The sequence below is a fragment of the Burkholderia sp. b14 genome (assembly GCF_900156195.1).
Taxonomy (GTDB): Bacteria; Pseudomonadota; Gammaproteobacteria; order Burkholderiales; family Burkholderiaceae; genus Mycetohabitans.
The window spans coordinates 475,501-491,897 of sequence record NZ_FTPJ01000003.1; the positions used below are offsets into that span (position 1 = coordinate 475,501).

The following is a 16,397-nucleotide window of genomic DNA, read 5'->3' on the forward strand; positions in this document are numbered from 1 at the left end:
GGCTCCTAGATGCAACGAATGTTTGGCTCGAAAGCGTCAACCGATGGAACCCGGCTGGCTAGCGTGCGCAAATGGGTAAGGATGAAATCGAATGACGGGCTGGCTTCGAAGCAATCCCAGTCATCAGCAAAATAAGTGTGGCGAATGTCTTGCACGCGATAGATGCCGACTTGATGCGAGTGCAACGTGTGGCGCGCAGCATCGCTTTGCAGGATGCACGCGACCAGGTTCAGCAGATCGGATGCTGTCAGCAAATCAGGCTGCTTGGGGTCTTGTGTTGCAAGTACGTTCACTTGGAACGCAGTCTGCATCCACACCGACTCGGTATGGACGAACTGCCCGGCTTCGCGATCCCAGACGCTTTTGCGCTGCGGGAAACCGTATCGGTAATCGCCGATTTTGTTCAAGAACACCACCGGGCCGCTTGGCGTGCCTTGTTGCGTCGGCTGATACTGCTGCTTGATGGCAATGTCGGCAATGCCATTCGCGCGCAGCCCGTCACGGATCAACGGCAGCAGGATGCGGAACAGTTCGTTGTCTGTCATATTTGTACGCAAAGCGCGCCGTCCCAACCGTCGATGTTGAACCAGTCCGCATCCGACAGCAGTTGATAGCGCTGACCGGCAAACTCGATCTGATCGCTCGATCGGTCGCGGGCCACGTCCTGTAGTTCGGCACACGCATAAAGCCGGATGTACCGTTTCTGGAAATCGAGACCAAGGTACTGATACAAATTTCGGTCCACGGCCTGCACGCTGCCGTACAAGGGTACAGGTGGTGCATACCGGTTCACGTCAATGCCCACATCGTTGGTCTCGCGCCCCAAGAATTGGTAATACTCGACACGTTGCTTGCCGATCACGGACAACGCAAGACCGAGCAAATTAGAGCCTGGCATCACGACTTGTCCTCCACGATATGGGTTAGCGTATTCAGGAGGACACCGGAATCGACCAGCGGTTTAGCGGCTGTTAGCGAGACAACGCGACCTTGTTTTTTGTCTCGCAAGCGCGCCTTGACGGTGGCGACCTTCAACGGCGGTGTGCGGATTCGCGAGATGGCGCGACGAATATCGCCAGCAGCCTTGGCTGACACCTTCTCCATGACTGCGGCTGTCGAGTCCGTACCGCGAAACACCGCCGTATAGCCCTGCTGTGCCAGTTTTGCCCATTGCGCTCGTTGTGCCTGGGCTGTTGGGCGCATCGTCGCGCGCATCGCGATGCCTTTTTCGGGCACGCCATGCTCATGGATCGCGGCTACATAGGCGACCGGTGTACCGTCCTGATATTTAGAAGACTCAAACCAGCCAACCTTGCCGATATGGCCGTCGATATCCTGTAACGCTTGATGCAGACGCGCGCCACCGGGGCCGGGCTTACGTATTAACTTGGTCATTGGGTTCACTTCGGAAATAGGACTGCCCGATCAGGCGGCCTGGGCGTCAGGGATAAATGCCGTACACGCGGCGAAACGCCGATCCTTCCGGCAGTCCGCTAACATAGAAGCCGCCTGCCGCCGCGGCCGACAGTAAAGCGAGAAGCTGCTGCCCATAGGCAGTGAGCGACAGCCACCACTGCCATTGCGACTTAACAGGCGGCGGAGTGAGCGTGACTTGCACCTTGTCGATGGTTGCAGTGGACACCATACCCGGCGTTTGACCGCCTTTCACTATGTCCGTCAGCGCAAGGAGATGGGCCGTCATCAGATTCAGCGCACGGACTCGGTCATCACCTTGGAGATGTCCATAATTCTCTGGACTCACATAGCACGTCGCCGCCGTCCAGGTTGCCGAAAGCGCGGTGTCGGGATACGCGGTTTTGCTCTCGAATGCAGCAAAGGCGGCGCGAAATGCGCTGGCATCCAACTGGATGGGCGCACCCATCATTACTCACCCCGCGTCTTGGGCCGCTTTTTCTCCGCAAAGTCTTGCGGTACCAGCGGCGACGCTTGATCGCGACCGGTCATATCCGCGGCCACCTTTTCTGGATCGGTTTTGGATCGCTCGACGTGGATAAAGCCACGTTTGACATGCCGCTGAAAGGCTTCGTCCTTTTCAAGCAGCGCCAAATCCTCGTCCGTCACCTGCGTTACTACGCCACGAGGCGTAATTAAGTTTTTGTTGGCGACGCCCGCGCCGCCTTTGATCACGATCGCGCGCGTGCGAATCGGCAAGTCGTTTCCACTGTTGATCCACACGCCATAGGCGGTATCGCACGTTGCGGTCGAATACACGTAATGCATGATTGCTCTCCGTTAAAGTCCTGTGCGACGCACGACAGCATACGGCCGCTTGCACATCACGCCCGCCGTCGCATTGGAATAGTCCTCTTCGTAGCCTTTCGCGAGTTGCTGAATCCCCAACACACGAAATTTCGCCGGCACGATTTGTACAAAGGTTTGACCGCCGTCGGTCGATTGATCGCTCACGCTCTCAGCGTACAGATACGCGACATTGTCGCCCGCATGCGCTGCATCAAATTCTGGGCAAGACACCACACGCATCGTCGGATAGGTCTTGGTCAGCCAGTCCTGCACGGACACGCTAAAAATCGAAGTGACTGTCAAGTAATCGATGACCGACGTGCCAAGAACAAGCGTCAGTTGCTCTTTTTTCGGGTCGATCACGCCACGCGCCTGGTTGCGCAGATCGGCCACCATCGTGCGAATGTCTGCTGTAATTTCGAGGAAGGTCTTGGACGCCCATTGGGTCGAGTTGGCCCCACCCATTGGCAGGGTGACATACGCAGGCAGGCTGGGATCATTCAAAAGTCCATAAGTGCGATTGTTTCCATCGTTGTAGCCGTAAAATCCGACGCGATTGCGGTTGATCTCCAGCGCCAGCGTTGCTGCTTCGCGCTTGCTTTCGGCACTATTCACTTTCATCCGCGAAGCGCGCGCTTCTTCAAGCGTGCCGACACGCATACCTTCTTCGAAACGCACTACCGTGCGCCGCTCAAAGTTGACGTTCCACGACGACAGCGGCACGTTCGTATAATCACCATACGGCACAGACGTACCGGTGAGTTCCATGACGCCCTGCACGACTTCCTCATCTTCCCATGCGCCCGCTGTCGTAATGCCCACACACTCATCGATCGTGCGCGCCGCCGTGGTGATCGCCACAAAACCGGGCAGCCAGTTTTGTAGGAACTGCTCGGGCGTGGTAATTGTCGGTGTAGTCAAACCGGGTACCAGCGCCGCGTCCATTGCCGCCATCATGCGGTGCACGGTTGCAGCGTCCATGCCAATACCGATACGGGACAGGTCCTGATAGCCAACGACGCTCGACAGCTTGAGCGGCCGTACTGCGCGTGGGCCGATATACGAATGTTCTTTGCTTTGCATGCTCAGTGCCTCAGTTGGTCAGTGTGATCACGGCCAATCCCGCCCCCGTCGATAGGTAGCGCGAGACAAGCGCGTTGGGTACTTCAACGCTGCCGCTGGGTACCTCACTATCTTCTTCAATGGTGGACAGTGCCCCCGTGCTGGTGTCGTAGATAACCGCATAGCCCACATCGGTGGCGGCAGGCAGGCTCACCACAATTTCGCCCATCGTGAGCAGTTCACCAATGCTTTGATTGGGTAATTCCATCGTTGGCGTGAGCGTACCTGCTGCTGCACCATACGAGGCATAGTGTTTTGGATGGACGAGGATGCCCACAAACGGCCCTGTCCCGCCAACTTGCGCCACGCCGTCACCCGCGAGCGTATAGGCATGACCAATCACGTTGGGCTTTGAGGACACCAAGGTCCACGGCGCGGCGCGCACCGGGCCATCGGTAAAAAGTTCGCCCGGCACCCCGAAGGCCATGTCGGCGCGAACAGTGGTTTGGAAAGCCATGTTGTCAGACTCCTTGCAAATATTGGTCGAGTTCGCTCGATGTCGGATGCTTTGCATCCATACCCTGCCCCGGTTTGGGAGCCTCGCGACCGTGCAAATAGCCGTCGAGCGCGGCTATCTCCTGCCCCTTGGCGCAAGCGATACCGAGTTTTGAGACACCGTAGCGCGCCACTTCAACCAGCGTCTTGTCGGCGTGATCAAACGTGCCGATATGAGTGGACAAGCGGCTGGCAAGCGCATCGCGCTTGCTGATTTCGCTCATGATCCCTTTGGCGGCACTACGCTCCAGTTGGGCCACGCGCGCGCGCAGCGCCTTGACTTCGGCGGCATCAACGCTCGCTACCGTCTTGCTCGGCGTTTGCGACTGGGTTTGGGCGGCGGTGTAAGCCTTGCGCAATCCGGCAATGGCGCTGTCCATGCTCGCACGCATCGCTTTCGGCGCAGTCTTGGATGCGGTGCGAAGCGCCTTAATTGCCGCGTCCATGGCTTGCGCGGTTTCTTGCTCGTCTTCTGTCTCTTTCTCGCCCTTCGCCGCGGGTAAATCATCGTCTTCATCTTCGGCAGGCAGCGTGCCATCGTCATCTTCAACCGGCATCTTGGTCGGGGCATCGTCGCCGATTACCGATGGATCTACATCGCCGTCCGGCGGGGCGGAAGGTGTCGAACCGACCAGCGCCTGCACCAGCGGAATCAGCTGTTTCACTACGTTGGCGAGCGACACCTCTTCATCTTGCCCTGTTGCCTTGCTTGTATCTGTCATGAGTAACTCCTTTGCATCGAATGTGAATGTCATGTGATCCAGGACAGCGACATCTGGTCCCATGCGCCCTTCGTGGACAGACGCGAGGTGGTTTCCCCGAATCTTTCGCTGAATGGCGTCGTAGCGTTGGCCGTTGTACTGGCCGCAGGTAAACTCGTATTGGCAACGATAGCCTGCGGACAGCTCACGCTTGCCGCTATGGATAAGCGCCGCGAGTGATTCGGAGAAGACTTTGATGTTGCCTTTCAGTACACCGTCTTCGTAGTACACGTCCTCGCCAATGACACCTTGAATCCCCTTCTTTTCCGGCGCGATATAGCCGGTATCCTTGCTGCCAAGCATTTCGTGTCCATCGACCCACGGCAGCAGCCTGAACGATTCAATGCAGGCGGGATCGGCCAACTCTTCTTCTGGCCGGTAGACCATGTAAATGCGGTTAGGCTCGGGCGCGCCGATTGATCTGCCCAGATAGGGAAATACCCCCACCTTGGAAATCGGGTTGTCACGAATTTCGGCCCAGCCGTTCGTATCGATGACGCGATTTGTCATGCGTCACCTCGGGAAAAGCGAATGACCGGTATAAAGCTGCATTTGCAGTTGGGCTCCTCCCCTGGTCGCACATAGGCCCCATTGGAGCCGACCGGCGCGCCCCTCGCTAGATTGAACACCTTGCCGTCAAAGGCAAGATGGCGTTCGCGAGGCTGTATACCGCCGCTGCTATGTACCCATTCCCCTTCCGTTATGCCAAGCGACATGCAGCGCCCATTGTTCAGGCCGTTGTAGACCTTGCGCGTTTGGTCGAGCGCGATGTTTCGCGCGCGTCGCCTTGTCACGCCTTCCTGTTCCCGTAGATAGGAGATCAGGTCCTGTAGCCCGTTGCCGCTGGTGATTGCACGCATGACCGCACCCTGTACGCCGGCCAGATACTGATCGGCAATTGACTTGATGAGGCCCACGTTTTCGGCTACCGAACTGGCAAGGATTTCCTTTGCGGTCGATGGCAGGGCTGTGGTTTTGAGAGACAGTCCACCGGACAGGTCACGCAGGCTGCTGTGCAAACTGGCACTGCTTGCCTTATCTGCACCCGCGACCATGCGCTTCACGATTGCCTTTGCCTTGAGCGCGAAACGCTTGCGTACACGCCGGGTCAGCGCGTTTGTCACGATGCGTGCCTGGCTCGATAGGCTGGCGTCTTGCGCAAAGAAGGTTTGCGCTGACGGGCTATCGAACAGCGCGACAATTTCTTTGTGACTGGCAGCCGTCATCTCGGCGACAAGCCGCTCCAGGTCCTGCTGATAGCGTGCCTGTAAGCCAGCACTCACGCGCAGCGGCTTGCCGCGTAGCACGGCTGGTTTGAACTGATCCGCCCACGCTGCCTTTTTGCGGGCCAGTAGCTTACGTGCCATCGTCATCCTCAGGCAATTCATCACCCGCCTTATCAGGCGGGTCAGCCGGCATGGCTTCCTCTATGCCGGTGTAGCCACTGGTGGGGTCCTGGGTGATTCGGCGGCGTTCATCGATGCCGTCGATGGCCCCGCACTGCACCAGAATGGCACCGGTTTCCGCTTCCATCTTGTTGACTTCGGCGCGCTCCTTTGCCGTCATCGAATCCAGCGGGTTCCATGCCACCGTCGTCTCAAATGGCACGACGCCAAACCTCGGCGCAATCTCCGAGCGGATGACCAGCAAGTGATGACGATCCAGCAGAGGCGTCAGGTCATGCGCCTGAATGCTTTCCAGTTCTTCGTGGTAGCTCGCTTCCTCGAACTCGCCCGTTGCGTTAAAGCCCTTGGGCGATGTGCCAAGCAGCTTGGTGGCCGGCACGTTCGCCGCCGCCGCGACAAGCTGATACTGCGTCATGATGACCGCATCGAAGTCCGCTAGCGCGGTGTCGAACTGCTCGATTTGCTCTTCCGTGCCAACAACCTTGATGCCGTGGTTGTCGCGATAGTGAGCCCAGGTCGCCATCCGCTGCTCAAACTTTGCCTGATTGGCGACAGCACTTTCCACGTCCATGTGAATGACCGTACTGCGCTTGGACATTGCGAGCAACGGAGCCTCGTTGGCCGTGCGCTCGGAAGCATAGACGCGCTCGAAAATCTTCTGCGGCACCGGCACGCCACCGTAGTAGTAGGTCGGTTTCAATACATCCGGAACTTCGCCAGTGCGCAAGATAATCAGATGCGAATGATGGATCGGCTTGCCATTGATGCGCCAGTAAGTCGGCTCGTAAAAGTGCAGGCTTGTCGGGTCGGTTATAGCCGTCGAGTTCAATTCTGGCACCACCCAGTATGGGTCGATTTGCCGGATGCCCTTATAACTGCCTGGTGTCACGCCGTCTGGATTAAATGGCTTGGCATAATATTCAGGGTCGGTTGACTGGACCACGAACATGGCGATGCGAATGCCGAATACACGCCCCATGCGCACGAACTCGCGCATGTGGTGGTTGATTCGGAAACGCTTATCCTCCCTGCGGATTGCGTCGATGACGCCCGCATCCACTCCTGTACCGTCGTTGACCGTAACCGTATAGCCATTGCGGATCGCATCCTTACCCGGCATCGTGCATGCCTTGTCAACCAGCCAATGCTGTGCAATCAGCGCGCAGAGTTGGTAGCCGATAAAGCTCTGTGACGCATACCAACCGACCTGCGCGGCTGGCATGTTTTCCTGTCGGAGCGTTGCAACGCGCTTGACGCTGTTTTCAAGTTCGTTCGCGTCCATGCCGACGTCGGCGGCGCAAAAATCATCGGCCACCGAGCGTTGAAACGTTGACGCCTGCAAATGTGCCCACGCCTCAGTCTGGCCGACACGCAGATCATGCTTGGTCGTGAAAAAGCCCCCGGACTTTGGGGTCTCGGGGGCTTGGGGCGGCTCATCTTTGCGTCGTAACCAGTTGAACATGTCGGTTTTAATCCAGATCAAAGAAGCCGCGCTTGTGCACCATGATTTCGGCGAACGCGCGTGAGCACGCGTCGACCTGGTCATCATGCGTTCCATTGGGGAACAGTCGCATTTCGTTAAGCAAGGCGTCGTTCCACGAACCGCGCAGCATGAGCACATTACCGACGTTGATCTGCGCGGCCAGCGGTTCGGCCCGTGTCGCCTTGTCGCCGGATTCTGGCGAGGTGGTGACCGCGTAGCCCGCCAGCTTGCGGGTCAGATATAGCGCCTGAGTCTTGCCGGCCTGACCTGGGTCTTGGGGCAGACTAATGCGCACCGATTTGCCATCGCGAGCGGCTGTGTTCGTCAGTGCCGCGTCCCGCTCGTCGGGACCGCAGCGCAACCTCACCACGTCAGCAATGACAAAGCGGCCATCCTCCAGCTTGCCCAGCTTCGCGCCTGCCGTATAGTCGCCGTCGATGGTCGCGGCCAAATCCCAACCGCGCACCCATTTGATCGTGCCCACAGGTAGCGCGTCGATTGTCGTGATTGCGTCCGGCTTGATGAGGCCACCATCCGGTGGAGATGGGCGTTGCAGGTATTGCCCTGCAAACACATAGGGAGCCGCCTGCTCCATCCGCCTCAGATCATCAATGGTGTGTTTCTCCGGCCATAGCGCCGTGCCATCGGCTTGAATTGCAGGCAAACAAACGTGCTCCCACGATTCTCCGTTGCCACCATCGAGCAACCAACCTGCCAAATCGTGCTCATGCAGGCGCTGCATGATCAGGATGATCGGCGTGTCCTTGCTGTTCTTGCGGCTCTCCAGCGTGTTCTGAAACCAATCGATGACGCCCTGTCGGATGACATCGCTCTTGGCTTCGTCGGGCTTGTGCGGATCGTCAATGATGATTGCGCCGCCAAAGCCCTCGCGGTGCTTACCCGCACCAAAGCCAGTAATCGTACCCCCGGCACCAGCGGCGTACATCACGCCGCCCTCGGTGGTGCTCCAGTGGCTTTTCGAATCCGAGGCTAAGCGGCAGGCTGGGAAAACCTGCTGGTAAGCCTCGTGCTGCACGAGCGAGCGCACGTTGGCGCTGTTATTTGCGGCCAGTGGTGCAGCGTAGCTCGCGTGGATGAACTCGGCATCGGGTACCTGTCCGAGTGTCCAAGCGATAAAGTTAACTACCGCGAGTTCAGTTTTTGAATATCGGGGCGGTACGTTGATGATTAGCCGGTTGGCCTTACCGAGGAAGACACGCATTAGCGCATCGCAGATCGCTTTGTGGTGCGGGCCGCGCAGCCATTTGTACCGGCGGCGCTGATAGAACATCCAGCGCGAGAAGAAGTACAAATCCGCTTGTGCCATCTTTGCAGCCGCGAAGTGTTCGTCCGGGCTGAATGGATGCATAGTCAAATCTCATCGGCGATGGTCTTGGCGATCTCCCAGAATTTATCTGGAGGCATGTTTATGCTTTGAATCGGCCCGCCGCCCGTGCCCCCTAGTTCCACGCCCTGTACCGGCTTGCCATAACCCCGCTCGATGATCGCCAGCGCAGCCGACAACCGGTTGCGCTCGTTCTTGCCACCCAACATGATCGATTCGATCGCCTCAAGCGCGTCGGGCGTTTTGGCTTTGCACGCGGCGATCAGGTCCAATTCTTCCTGCGTGCGTTTAGGGCGGCCTTTGGGGTTGCCTGTTTGTCCCTTCTCGAACGGCTTGCCCCGCTGTTTTTTTGCTGTTCTTGCGCTGTTAAGGGCCATAACTGCTTAAAACTTGGAGTTTTATCGACTCAACCATGAAACTACAATGGGTACGTCAAGGAACTTGGCGGAAAAATATAACAAGCCAAGCAGCCAGATCGCCCAAAACCTTTGAGCTGGCATGTCCTTCAACATCATCCGCAACTACCACCAGCGAATTGCGTGCACAAAAGCTGATGCCGCGATAAGAAACGCGAAGAACCATAGAGCATGATCCGCCTCTCTTTCACCACCAGCGGATCGCCCAAATCAGCGCCGCGCTACCGAACCCGGCTGCCAAAATTAACGCTGCATTAGCCAGTCTGCGTCCCACGATTCCAGCATCGGTCGAATTCATCTTTCCGTCCACCTTCACCTGATATTTCGGCGTATACTTGAACAACGTTCTTCCTCTTGGTGTCCACAAGGGGTGGAAACAAGAAAGCCCCGACCGCTGCGAACGGTCCGGGGCTTTCGCTTTTACGGCGACTTTTCGGTGATTACTACATGTTCATACCCTTCACGCCGGGTCAGCGGTGCGTCCTTGCCAGTAGGAGATAAGCTTGACGCACTGCCGGGGTTGTTGCGGACACTCGCCGGCTTGTCCTGGCCGGTGACCTAGCGGTCTGGATGGCCGATGAGTCGGTCAATGAAAAAAGCCCTGGCCGATTGACCCGGCTCAGGGCTTAAAAATCACGCCTTTCAACGCGTTGTTTCGTCTGGACGTTAAAATCCAGCCTTTCAAAAAAGATACAAAAAACTGGGGAAAATGTAAACTTTTATTAAGTAAACTAAAAAGTTTACTTAAGTGTTACGCTTCGGGCGGCCTTTGGGGTTGCCTGTTTGCCCTTTGACAAACGGCTTGCCACGCTGGTTTGTTGCTATGCTTGCGCTGTAAGGGCCAGTTACTCAGGGTAAAACCTTCGGCTGCGCGCGCCGCCCGAGACTTGTCTTGTAGTCCATTTGTGACTACAATCGGATTGGTACACTGTTTAAGGAGCGTGACCATGAGTACCGCTGATACCTACGTCCGTGCTCGCATCGACACCCACACCAAGGAACGCGCCGCGAGCGCGCTTGAAGCGATGGGGCTATCGATTTCCGATGCCATCCGTCTGCTGATGCTGCGCATCGCTGATGAACACCGCCTGCCGTTTGAGGTGAAGGTACCCAACGCCACCACACGCAAAGCGATTGCTGAACTGGAAGCGGGCAAGGGCAAGAAGTTCACCAGTGTTGATAGTCTGATGGCGGATCTGCATGCGGACGATTGACCGATCGTCTGCGTTCAAACGCGATTACAAGCGGGAAGCCAAGGGGCAACACCGTGCCACACTGGATGATGCGCTCAAGCTGGTGCTACTCGCTCTCGCGACTGACCGGCCGTTAGCTGCACGCTACCGTGACCACGACCTTTCCGGCGATTGGGCAGGCTATCGCGAGTGCCACATCAAGCCCGACCTGCTGTTAATTTACCGAAAGTCGGATTCCGACACGCTCAGATTGGCGCGGCTTGGTTCACACAGCGAACTTTTTGGTTAAACAGGAGTAAAGCCTCGACGCACTGCCGGGATTGTTACGAACACTCGCCGGCTTGTCCTGGCCTGCGAGCGGTCTGGATGGCCGAGGAGTCAATCACGAAAGAAGCCCGCCGGTTTTCGCTCAGCCGCTCTGCCAGCTATTCGAATACCTGCGCATAAACAGGATTGCAGAAACCATGAGGGAACGGAATCGGCATGTTCCGCCTCTCTTTCACCACCAGCGAATCGCGTGTACGATGTAGCTAATACCGAAACCAAACCCAAAGCAAAAGGCCCCGGCTGCTAGGATCAATGCGGCATTAGCCAGTCTGCGCGCCACAATTCCAGCATCGGTCGAATTCATCTTTCCGTCCACCTTCACCTGATATTTCGGCGTATACTTGAACAACGTTCTTCCTCTTGGTGTCCACAAGGGGTGGAAACAAGAAAGCCCCGACCGCTGCGAACGGTTCGGGGCTTTCGCTTTTACGGCGACTTTTCGGTGATTACTACATGTTCATACCCTTCACGCCGGGTCAGCGGTGCATCCTTGCCAGTAGGAGATAAGCTTGACGCACTGCCGGGGTTGTTGAGGACACTCGCCGGCTTGTCCTGGCCGGTGACCTAGCGGTCTGGATGGCCGATGAGTCGGTCAATGAAAAAAGCCCTGGCCGATTGACCCGGCTCAGGGCTTAAAAATCACGCCTTTCAACGCGTTGTTTCGTCTGGACGTTAAAATCCAACCTTTCAAAAATGATACAAAAAACTGGGAAAAATGTAAACTTTTATTAAGTAAACTAAAAAATTTACTTAAGTGTTACGCTTCGGGCGGCCTTTGGGGTTGCCTGTTTGCCCCTTGGCAAACGGCTTGCCACGCTGTCCTTGCACTATTCATAGTCATATCTACTTCAAACGCCGGATTGCCTCAAAGCGATTGGGTGACATCTCTTGCGGCATGATCTGCGTCTGCCAAACATCACCACCAACGGATCGCTTGCACGATATAGCCAATACCAAAGCACAGCGCCACAATCCATAGCGCCCAAAATCTTTGCGCTGGCATTTCTTTCAACATCATCCGCAACTCCTTGATGAGTTTGCTAGAATTCATTCATGCCTTCCTTCTGTTTGTCCCAGAAGGTTGATGCAAGAAAGCCCCGACCGCTACCAACGGTTCGGGGCTTTCGCTTTTACGGCGACTTTTCGGTGATTACTACATGTTCATACCCTTCACGCCGGGTCAGCGGTGCGTCCTTGCCAGTAGGAGATAAGCTTGACGCACTGCCGGGGTTGTTGCGGACACTCGCCGGCTTGTCCTGGCCGGCGACCTGGCGGTCTGGATGGCCGATGAGTCGGTCAATGAAAAAAGCCCTGGCCGATTGACCCGGCTCAGGGCTTAAAAATCACGCCTTTCAACGCGTTGTTTCGTCTGGACGTTAAAATCCAGCTTTTCAAAAATGATACAAAAAACTGGGGAAAATGTAAACTTTTATTAAGTAAACTAAAAAGTTTACATTTTTTCATTCGGTTACATTCCGTTCTTTACCGGAACCAACTATCCGCATACGCTTGATGTGGGAAGCAAGGCAAAGGCATAGCTCACCACGATCGTCATGCGGCATCTGCAAATGCACCGTTTTCTGGACAAAGGGGTTTGCGCTTCGCCCAGTCTTGTACGATACTTGTATCACACTATCCAAGGAGCATAGCGCTATGGCCCTTTCAATTCGACTGCCTAGCGATGTGGAAGCCCGGTTGAAGAACCTGGCCGAACTGACTGGGCGCACCAAAAGCTTTTACATCACTGAGGCGATTTGCGAACACCTCGACGATCTTGAGGATTTGTACTTGGCCGAGCGTGAGCTTGAAGCGATCCGCGCGGGAAACTCCGAAACCGCACCGCTCGAAGAAGTGATGAAACACTATGGCATGGAAGGTTGAACTATCGAGCCTGGCACGCAAGAACCTCAAGGAACTTGACTCGCAATGTGCCCGCCGTATCCTGGCCTTCCTACATGAGCGTGTCTCCGTACTGGACGACCCTCGCAGCATTGGCGAAGCCCTCAAAGGTTCGCGCTTGAGGGCTTTCTGGAAATACCGTGTCGGGGATTGCAAAATTATTGCCAGTATCGAGGACGGCGCTTTGCGCATTCTCGTTGTGCGAATCGGAAACCGTCGCGAGGTGTACCGATGAGCAGCAAAGCGGATCAAAGAATTAGACCTGCTCCCGATCCTGCATCAAGCGGCGTGAGACCGCATACACGTTCTCCCGCACCCGACGCACGGCTTTGAAAAAACCCATGCGCGAATAACCCAGTTCATAGGCTGCTCGCTTAACCGGGCGGACTCGGCCCAGATAGAACGCCATGAACGCTTGTTTGGATCGCCCTTCCGGGTATGCTATCAACGCCACGTTGAATAAATTTAGCGCCGCATCCAGTTCCGCATCACACTCATCGCCTAGCCCTGCTGGTTCTCTAAGCCGTAGCAAAATATTTTTTGGCCGCAATGGTGCATAAAGCCGCCGTGTCCTGCTCCACTCAACCCAACGCAAACAAAACTCATGTAGCGCCTGGTTATCTCCGTTCATGCTTTCCCACTTCCGTTACCCTTACTGCCTGCAATATGGGATGCACGGGCCGGTACAGTTCCCTGTTGCCGTTCATGCTTTCGCTCCACAGACGCGGGCAATGATCTTTTTTATTTCGCTGAGGTTATCCAGCGCAGCAGCCCGGTTCGCTGGCGATTGTGCCTCAAGCAACGGGGCTGCATTTCCGGTCAGCAGGAACTGGCTCATCGGTCCGTCTACGGGCCCGGGCAATAGCGCCTTGGCGTGCTCGGGCGTTAAACGGCCCGTCTCAACTGCACGCGTGATAACCGCCTGTTGTTCTTCCTTGTCGTACCCCAGCGAGGCGAACCACCTGACAGGCTTGGCTGCGTGGCGCGCGTCCGTTACCAGTCTCGTGTACGCCTCCAGGAACGCCATACGAGCCGCCACCCATTCCCCTTCGCTCAAAAGGCTGCGCACCAGGCCCCAAGCCTGCGCCATCTCATCGGTGATCACCACCGTCGCGTTGAGGTCACGCGGCAACATCGCCCACGCCTCCTGTGGCCCCGGACGGCCATCGTCAATCCGTGAAAGGATCTCCGAGAGCGTTAGCCGGCCTTTTAGCTCACGCCGGCATTTCGATAGCGCGACAATCACTGCTTGCTCATCAAACGCGGCCAAATCAGCCACCAGCATCTTGGCCGCCGCCTCGCTTAGACTCGTGCCGCACAACTCGGCCGTGGCCGCCACCGCCTGAATCAAGTCAGCTGTCGCCATTAACCGCCTCCGCATCCCGTAGGATTCGCGCCCACATATCGCCCGTCGCCTGCAACCGATCCGCCTCGCGTGCCTGTGTCTCGGTCACCCTGCGATTTGTCACCCACTCCGTTCTCAACGCTTCGGCATCGGCCAGCAGGCAGTCCACCGGGTGCATCTTTTGCACGTAGTAACGCTTGTTGCTGTCCACGTACCAAGCGGCGACGCCTGGCGCTTCGTCCTTGCCAAGGCGCTGCAACAGCTGCGATAGCTGGCCGTTGACCTTTGCGTTGCGCACTGGCAACGCGCCGTACCTGCGCTGGTAGGCAGTCGCGTACGCGCGCCAGATCTCGGTTGTCGGCACAAGCGGCTTTTCCGCTTTAAGCTTTTTTGAGGGCGCCTCCGACGCAGTCGGGGGCAAAAGGATTTTGCTAGGGATCAGACAATCAGTCAATCCGTCAATCAGAGAATCAGAGATACAAGGGCCAAGTGCTTGTTGCTTGGGTTTGCAGCCCTTCTCCTCAAGGTTACAAGGACTTTCTACCTTGGTAGCAAGTTCTTGGCTCCAAGGTGGTATCTCACTCGGCGTTTCGTTCGAGTGTGGCTTCTGATGCTTTAAAAACGACAGAATTTGAATGTATCCGACGCCAGAGACGGTATACCGCACAATGAACCCCTTGGACTGCAAACTATTAAGCAGTGCATCCGCGTCCACATCGTCGTACGGTAACGCTTTTACTTTTATTTTCTTTGGGCGGTCTTCAAGACGGCCTTCGCGGTCCGCCAGCATCCACAGATAAATGAAAAGGAGTCGGGCAAACGGGTCCAACTCGGCTAAATCCTCGTTTTCCATAATGCCGGGCTTGATGTTTCGTGCACGGGCCATGCTTAGCTCCATTCAACCGTCTATGATGTGCGACGCTTATGCCGTCAGTTCCGCCTTTTTAAACATGGTGCCGTGTGCGCGCTTGGGCTGCGCTTGCAACGGGCACCAGTCTGAGAGGCTGACCACGCAAGCGACGGTAAACGCTTGCGATACAATCAGTGTGCGATAGGCCTTTTTCACTCCGCCCTCCCCGTCAGCAGCTTCTTGAGCAGCATATTTTCACGCTCGAGTTCGTCGGTTTTTTCGCGCTCCAGGCGCAACCGACGTTCCATCTCCGTTTCCAGCGGCGTGAGTTCGTAGCCCCGCGACCGTGCCAACCAGATCAGCGGCGCCTCGTTGCCGCACAAGTCCATGAAGGCATTCAGCTTGTCCTGGGGGAAGTAGTGTTGGCTGCTTCTGGTAATACGTGACCACTGCGCCACGTCGGCGACGATGCCCTGTTTCCCGGTAATCTGTTTGTCATCTAGGCCGGAGAGCTGCTGACACAAGCGGATGGCCGCTGTCAGCGACGGTTGCGCGTCGATGGATCGTATGTCCACGCGCTGCATTTCCGGCTTTAAGTTCAGTTCCCGCTGCATCGAAGCATCTCGCGTCAAATCGTTTGTCTCGTGTTGTGTCGTTGTTTCGGGGAAAATCTCTCGATTCCATCGCAAACTACAAAAGGGAGGGGCTTCCAGTCATGTCAGAATCAACCTCGGCTTGCAGGCCATCGACATCAACCCATTCCGCGAAAGGAAGCCCCTATGAGCGAAAACGCAATAACGCATGTATTGCTCGCCGCAATCTCTGCCGTCTTTCAAACCCACCCGCAGCCGGAGCGTTTGCGGGCGGCGTGGGAGGCGAAGATCGAGTGGTAGGAGCAGAAACTCCAGATTCCAGGCGAGAAACCCGATTCTCAAGTTGTTCAATCTGTGCAGCTAGCGAAGGCTTTGCTGGGAGAAATTTCGGGCCATTCCTCGTAGCCCTGAGCCATTCGATCAGTGCTTCTGTTTCGCCCGCGCAAGCGCGGCGGAACAGATCGTGCATCGCGACTCGGTCTTCCGAGGTGCGTTGGGTTTTCAGCCAGAATGCAGCGGCGGCATGTTTTGCCTTCGTGGAGGACTGGAGTGCTGCGCGCTTCATGCCGCCTCCCGCGAGGCAAGCTGCTCTTCCTCCGCTAACTCCGGCCAGATCAGCATCCAGTCTTTAGGACGGAGGCGTTTCCTCGTAGATGTCGGAAAAATCTTTTCGATAAGCACACATCGATGCGGTGGTACTGGCCTTTGACGCGTTAGCCATTCGTAAGCGGTTGGAGGTTTGACTCCCACCATTCGGGCGAAGCCACTCAGTCCGTTTACCGTATCGCAGGCTTCTTTGATCGGGGCAAAATGATCCATATGACAGATATTAGGTATAGCCTACATATAAGTCAAGGCATTGCCGAAATATGTTCGGCGTTGCCTAATGGAGACATGACT

General features: G+C 56.4%; 25 protein-coding genes. 4 read left to right on the top strand and 21 right to left on the bottom strand.

Annotated elements, in window-relative coordinates:
- Positions 1-5: 5 nt before the first annotated feature.
- Genes B0B13_RS06810 through B0B13_RS18350 form a run of 14 tightly spaced genes read right to left on the bottom strand, consistent with a single transcriptional unit; the run spans position 6 to position 9,633 of the window.
- Positions 6-545 (bottom strand): phage gateway protein, encoded by a 540-nt coding sequence (locus B0B13_RS06810; protein ID WP_076795230.1) that lies wholly within the window; start codon positions 543-545, stop codon positions 6-8.
- Complete coding sequence (locus B0B13_RS06815) at positions 542-898, bottom strand: phage collar protein (RefSeq protein ID WP_076795232.1); 357 nt, start codon at positions 896-898, stop codon at positions 542-544. The genes B0B13_RS06810 and B0B13_RS06815 overlap by 4 nt, the downstream gene beginning before the upstream one ends.
- Entirely contained in the window at positions 898-1,395 is a 498-nt protein-coding gene (locus B0B13_RS06820) for a hypothetical protein (protein ID WP_076795234.1), read from the bottom strand. The genes B0B13_RS06815 and B0B13_RS06820 overlap by 1 nt, the downstream gene beginning before the upstream one ends.
- Positions 1,396-1,441: 46 nt before the next feature.
- Positions 1,442-1,885: a DUF4054 domain-containing protein gene (locus B0B13_RS06825; RefSeq protein WP_083703670.1), complete on the bottom strand. Its 444-nt coding sequence runs from the start codon at positions 1,883-1,885 to the stop codon at positions 1,442-1,444.
- On the bottom strand, positions 1,885-2,241 hold the full coding sequence (locus B0B13_RS06830; RefSeq protein WP_076795237.1) for a hypothetical protein: 357 nt from the start codon (positions 2,239-2,241) through the stop codon (positions 1,885-1,887). Before B0B13_RS06830 ends, B0B13_RS06825 begins: the two co-directional genes overlap by 1 nt.
- Before the next feature lie 12 nt (positions 2,242-2,253).
- The gene (locus B0B13_RS06835) at positions 2,254-3,345 is read right to left on the bottom strand and encodes a major capsid family protein (protein WP_076795239.1); all 1,092 of its coding nucleotides are present in this window, start codon (positions 3,343-3,345) and stop codon (positions 2,254-2,256) included.
- A 10-nt stretch (positions 3,346-3,355) separates the two neighbouring features.
- A complete protein-coding gene (locus B0B13_RS06840; RefSeq protein ID WP_076795242.1) occupies positions 3,356-3,841 on the bottom strand; it encodes a structural cement protein Gp24 in 486 nt (161 codons plus the stop codon).
- A gap of 4 nt (positions 3,842-3,845) precedes the next feature.
- Positions 3,846-5,150: a DUF2213 domain-containing protein gene (locus tag B0B13_RS06845; protein ID WP_076795244.1), complete on the bottom strand. Its 1,305-nt coding sequence runs from the start codon at positions 5,148-5,150 to the stop codon at positions 3,846-3,848.
- On the bottom strand, positions 5,147-6,007 hold the full coding sequence (locus tag B0B13_RS06850) for a phage head morphogenesis protein (RefSeq protein WP_170872396.1): 861 nt from the start codon (positions 6,005-6,007) through the stop codon (positions 5,147-5,149). The genes B0B13_RS06845 and B0B13_RS06850 overlap by 4 nt, the downstream gene beginning before the upstream one ends.
- On the bottom strand, positions 5,997-7,508 hold the full coding sequence (locus tag B0B13_RS06855; RefSeq protein WP_076795249.1) for a phage portal protein: 1,512 nt from the start codon (positions 7,506-7,508) through the stop codon (positions 5,997-5,999). The genes B0B13_RS06850 and B0B13_RS06855 overlap by 11 nt, the downstream gene beginning before the upstream one ends.
- A gap of 7 nt (positions 7,509-7,515) precedes the next feature.
- A complete protein-coding gene (terL, locus tag B0B13_RS06860; RefSeq protein WP_076795252.1) occupies positions 7,516-8,898 on the bottom strand; it encodes a phage terminase large subunit in 1,383 nt (460 codons plus the stop codon).
- A 2-nt stretch (positions 8,899-8,900) separates the two neighbouring features.
- Positions 8,901-9,251, bottom strand: coding sequence for a DUF5681 domain-containing protein (locus B0B13_RS06865; RefSeq protein ID WP_076795254.1), 351 nt, complete (start codon positions 9,249-9,251; stop codon positions 8,901-8,903).
- Positions 9,252-9,306: 55 nt separating this feature from the next.
- A complete protein-coding gene (locus B0B13_RS18345) occupies positions 9,307-9,456 on the bottom strand; it encodes a hypothetical protein (RefSeq protein WP_170872397.1) in 150 nt (49 codons plus the stop codon).
- A gap of 21 nt (positions 9,457-9,477) precedes the next feature.
- Complete coding sequence (locus tag B0B13_RS18350; RefSeq protein WP_170872398.1) at positions 9,478-9,633, bottom strand: hypothetical protein; 156 nt, start codon at positions 9,631-9,633, stop codon at positions 9,478-9,480.
- A gap of 604 nt (positions 9,634-10,237) precedes the next feature.
- On the opposite strand from B0B13_RS18350, the gene B0B13_RS06870 reads away from it, so the two are divergent.
- Together B0B13_RS06870 and B0B13_RS06875 are read left to right on the top strand one after the other, a co-directional pair.
- Positions 10,238-10,504 carry a type II toxin-antitoxin system RelB/DinJ family antitoxin gene (locus tag B0B13_RS06870; protein WP_076787093.1) on the top strand — a complete coding sequence of 89 codons (267 nt, stop codon included), beginning with the start codon at positions 10,238-10,240 and terminating at the stop codon, positions 10,502-10,504.
- A complete protein-coding gene (locus B0B13_RS06875; RefSeq protein WP_076787091.1) occupies positions 10,491-10,772 on the top strand; it encodes a type II toxin-antitoxin system YafQ family toxin in 282 nt (93 codons plus the stop codon). Before B0B13_RS06870 ends, B0B13_RS06875 begins: the two co-directional genes overlap by 14 nt.
- 210 nt (positions 10,773-10,982) lie before the next feature.
- Here the strand turns inward: B0B13_RS06875 and B0B13_RS18355 are convergent, their stop codons facing one another.
- Both B0B13_RS18355 and B0B13_RS19195 read right to left on the bottom strand, forming a co-directional pair.
- Complete coding sequence (locus tag B0B13_RS18355; protein WP_170872399.1) at positions 10,983-11,159, bottom strand: hypothetical protein; 177 nt, start codon at positions 11,157-11,159, stop codon at positions 10,983-10,985.
- Between the two features lie 567 nt (positions 11,160-11,726).
- On the bottom strand, positions 11,727-11,861 hold the full coding sequence (locus tag B0B13_RS19195) for a hypothetical protein (protein ID WP_255763089.1): 135 nt from the start codon (positions 11,859-11,861) through the stop codon (positions 11,727-11,729).
- Between the two features lie 602 nt (positions 11,862-12,463).
- Here B0B13_RS19195 and relB point away from each other — a divergent pair.
- Positions 12,464-12,691, top strand: a complete 228-nt coding sequence (gene relB / locus B0B13_RS06880) for a type II toxin-antitoxin system RelB family antitoxin (protein WP_076795257.1) — start codon at positions 12,464-12,466, stop codon at positions 12,689-12,691.
- Positions 12,675-12,944, top strand: coding sequence for a type II toxin-antitoxin system RelE family toxin (locus tag B0B13_RS06885; RefSeq protein ID WP_076795260.1), 270 nt, complete (start codon positions 12,675-12,677; stop codon positions 12,942-12,944). The genes relB and B0B13_RS06885 overlap by 17 nt, the downstream gene beginning before the upstream one ends.
- A gap of 21 nt (positions 12,945-12,965) precedes the next feature.
- Here the strand turns inward: B0B13_RS06885 and B0B13_RS06890 are convergent, their stop codons facing one another.
- From B0B13_RS06890 to B0B13_RS06910, 5 genes are all read right to left on the bottom strand, one after another.
- On the bottom strand, positions 12,966-13,340 hold the full coding sequence (locus tag B0B13_RS06890) for a hypothetical protein (RefSeq protein ID WP_139337352.1): 375 nt from the start codon (positions 13,338-13,340) through the stop codon (positions 12,966-12,968).
- A 72-nt stretch (positions 13,341-13,412) separates the two neighbouring features.
- Positions 13,413-14,075 carry a hypothetical protein gene (locus B0B13_RS06895; protein ID WP_076795266.1) on the bottom strand — a complete coding sequence of 221 codons (663 nt, stop codon included), beginning with the start codon at positions 14,073-14,075 and terminating at the stop codon, positions 13,413-13,415.
- The gene (locus tag B0B13_RS18360; protein ID WP_170872400.1) at positions 14,062-14,940 is read right to left on the bottom strand and encodes a hypothetical protein; all 879 of its coding nucleotides are present in this window, start codon (positions 14,938-14,940) and stop codon (positions 14,062-14,064) included. Before B0B13_RS18360 ends, B0B13_RS06895 begins: the two co-directional genes overlap by 14 nt.
- Before the next feature lie 176 nt (positions 14,941-15,116).
- Positions 15,117-15,518 carry a hypothetical protein gene (locus tag B0B13_RS06905; protein WP_076795271.1) on the bottom strand — a complete coding sequence of 134 codons (402 nt, stop codon included), beginning with the start codon at positions 15,516-15,518 and terminating at the stop codon, positions 15,117-15,119.
- A 540-nt stretch (positions 15,519-16,058) separates the two neighbouring features.
- Positions 16,059-16,316: a transcriptional regulator gene (locus tag B0B13_RS06910; protein ID WP_076795274.1), complete on the bottom strand. Its 258-nt coding sequence runs from the start codon at positions 16,314-16,316 to the stop codon at positions 16,059-16,061.
- Between the last annotated feature and the right edge of the window lie 81 nt (positions 16,317-16,397).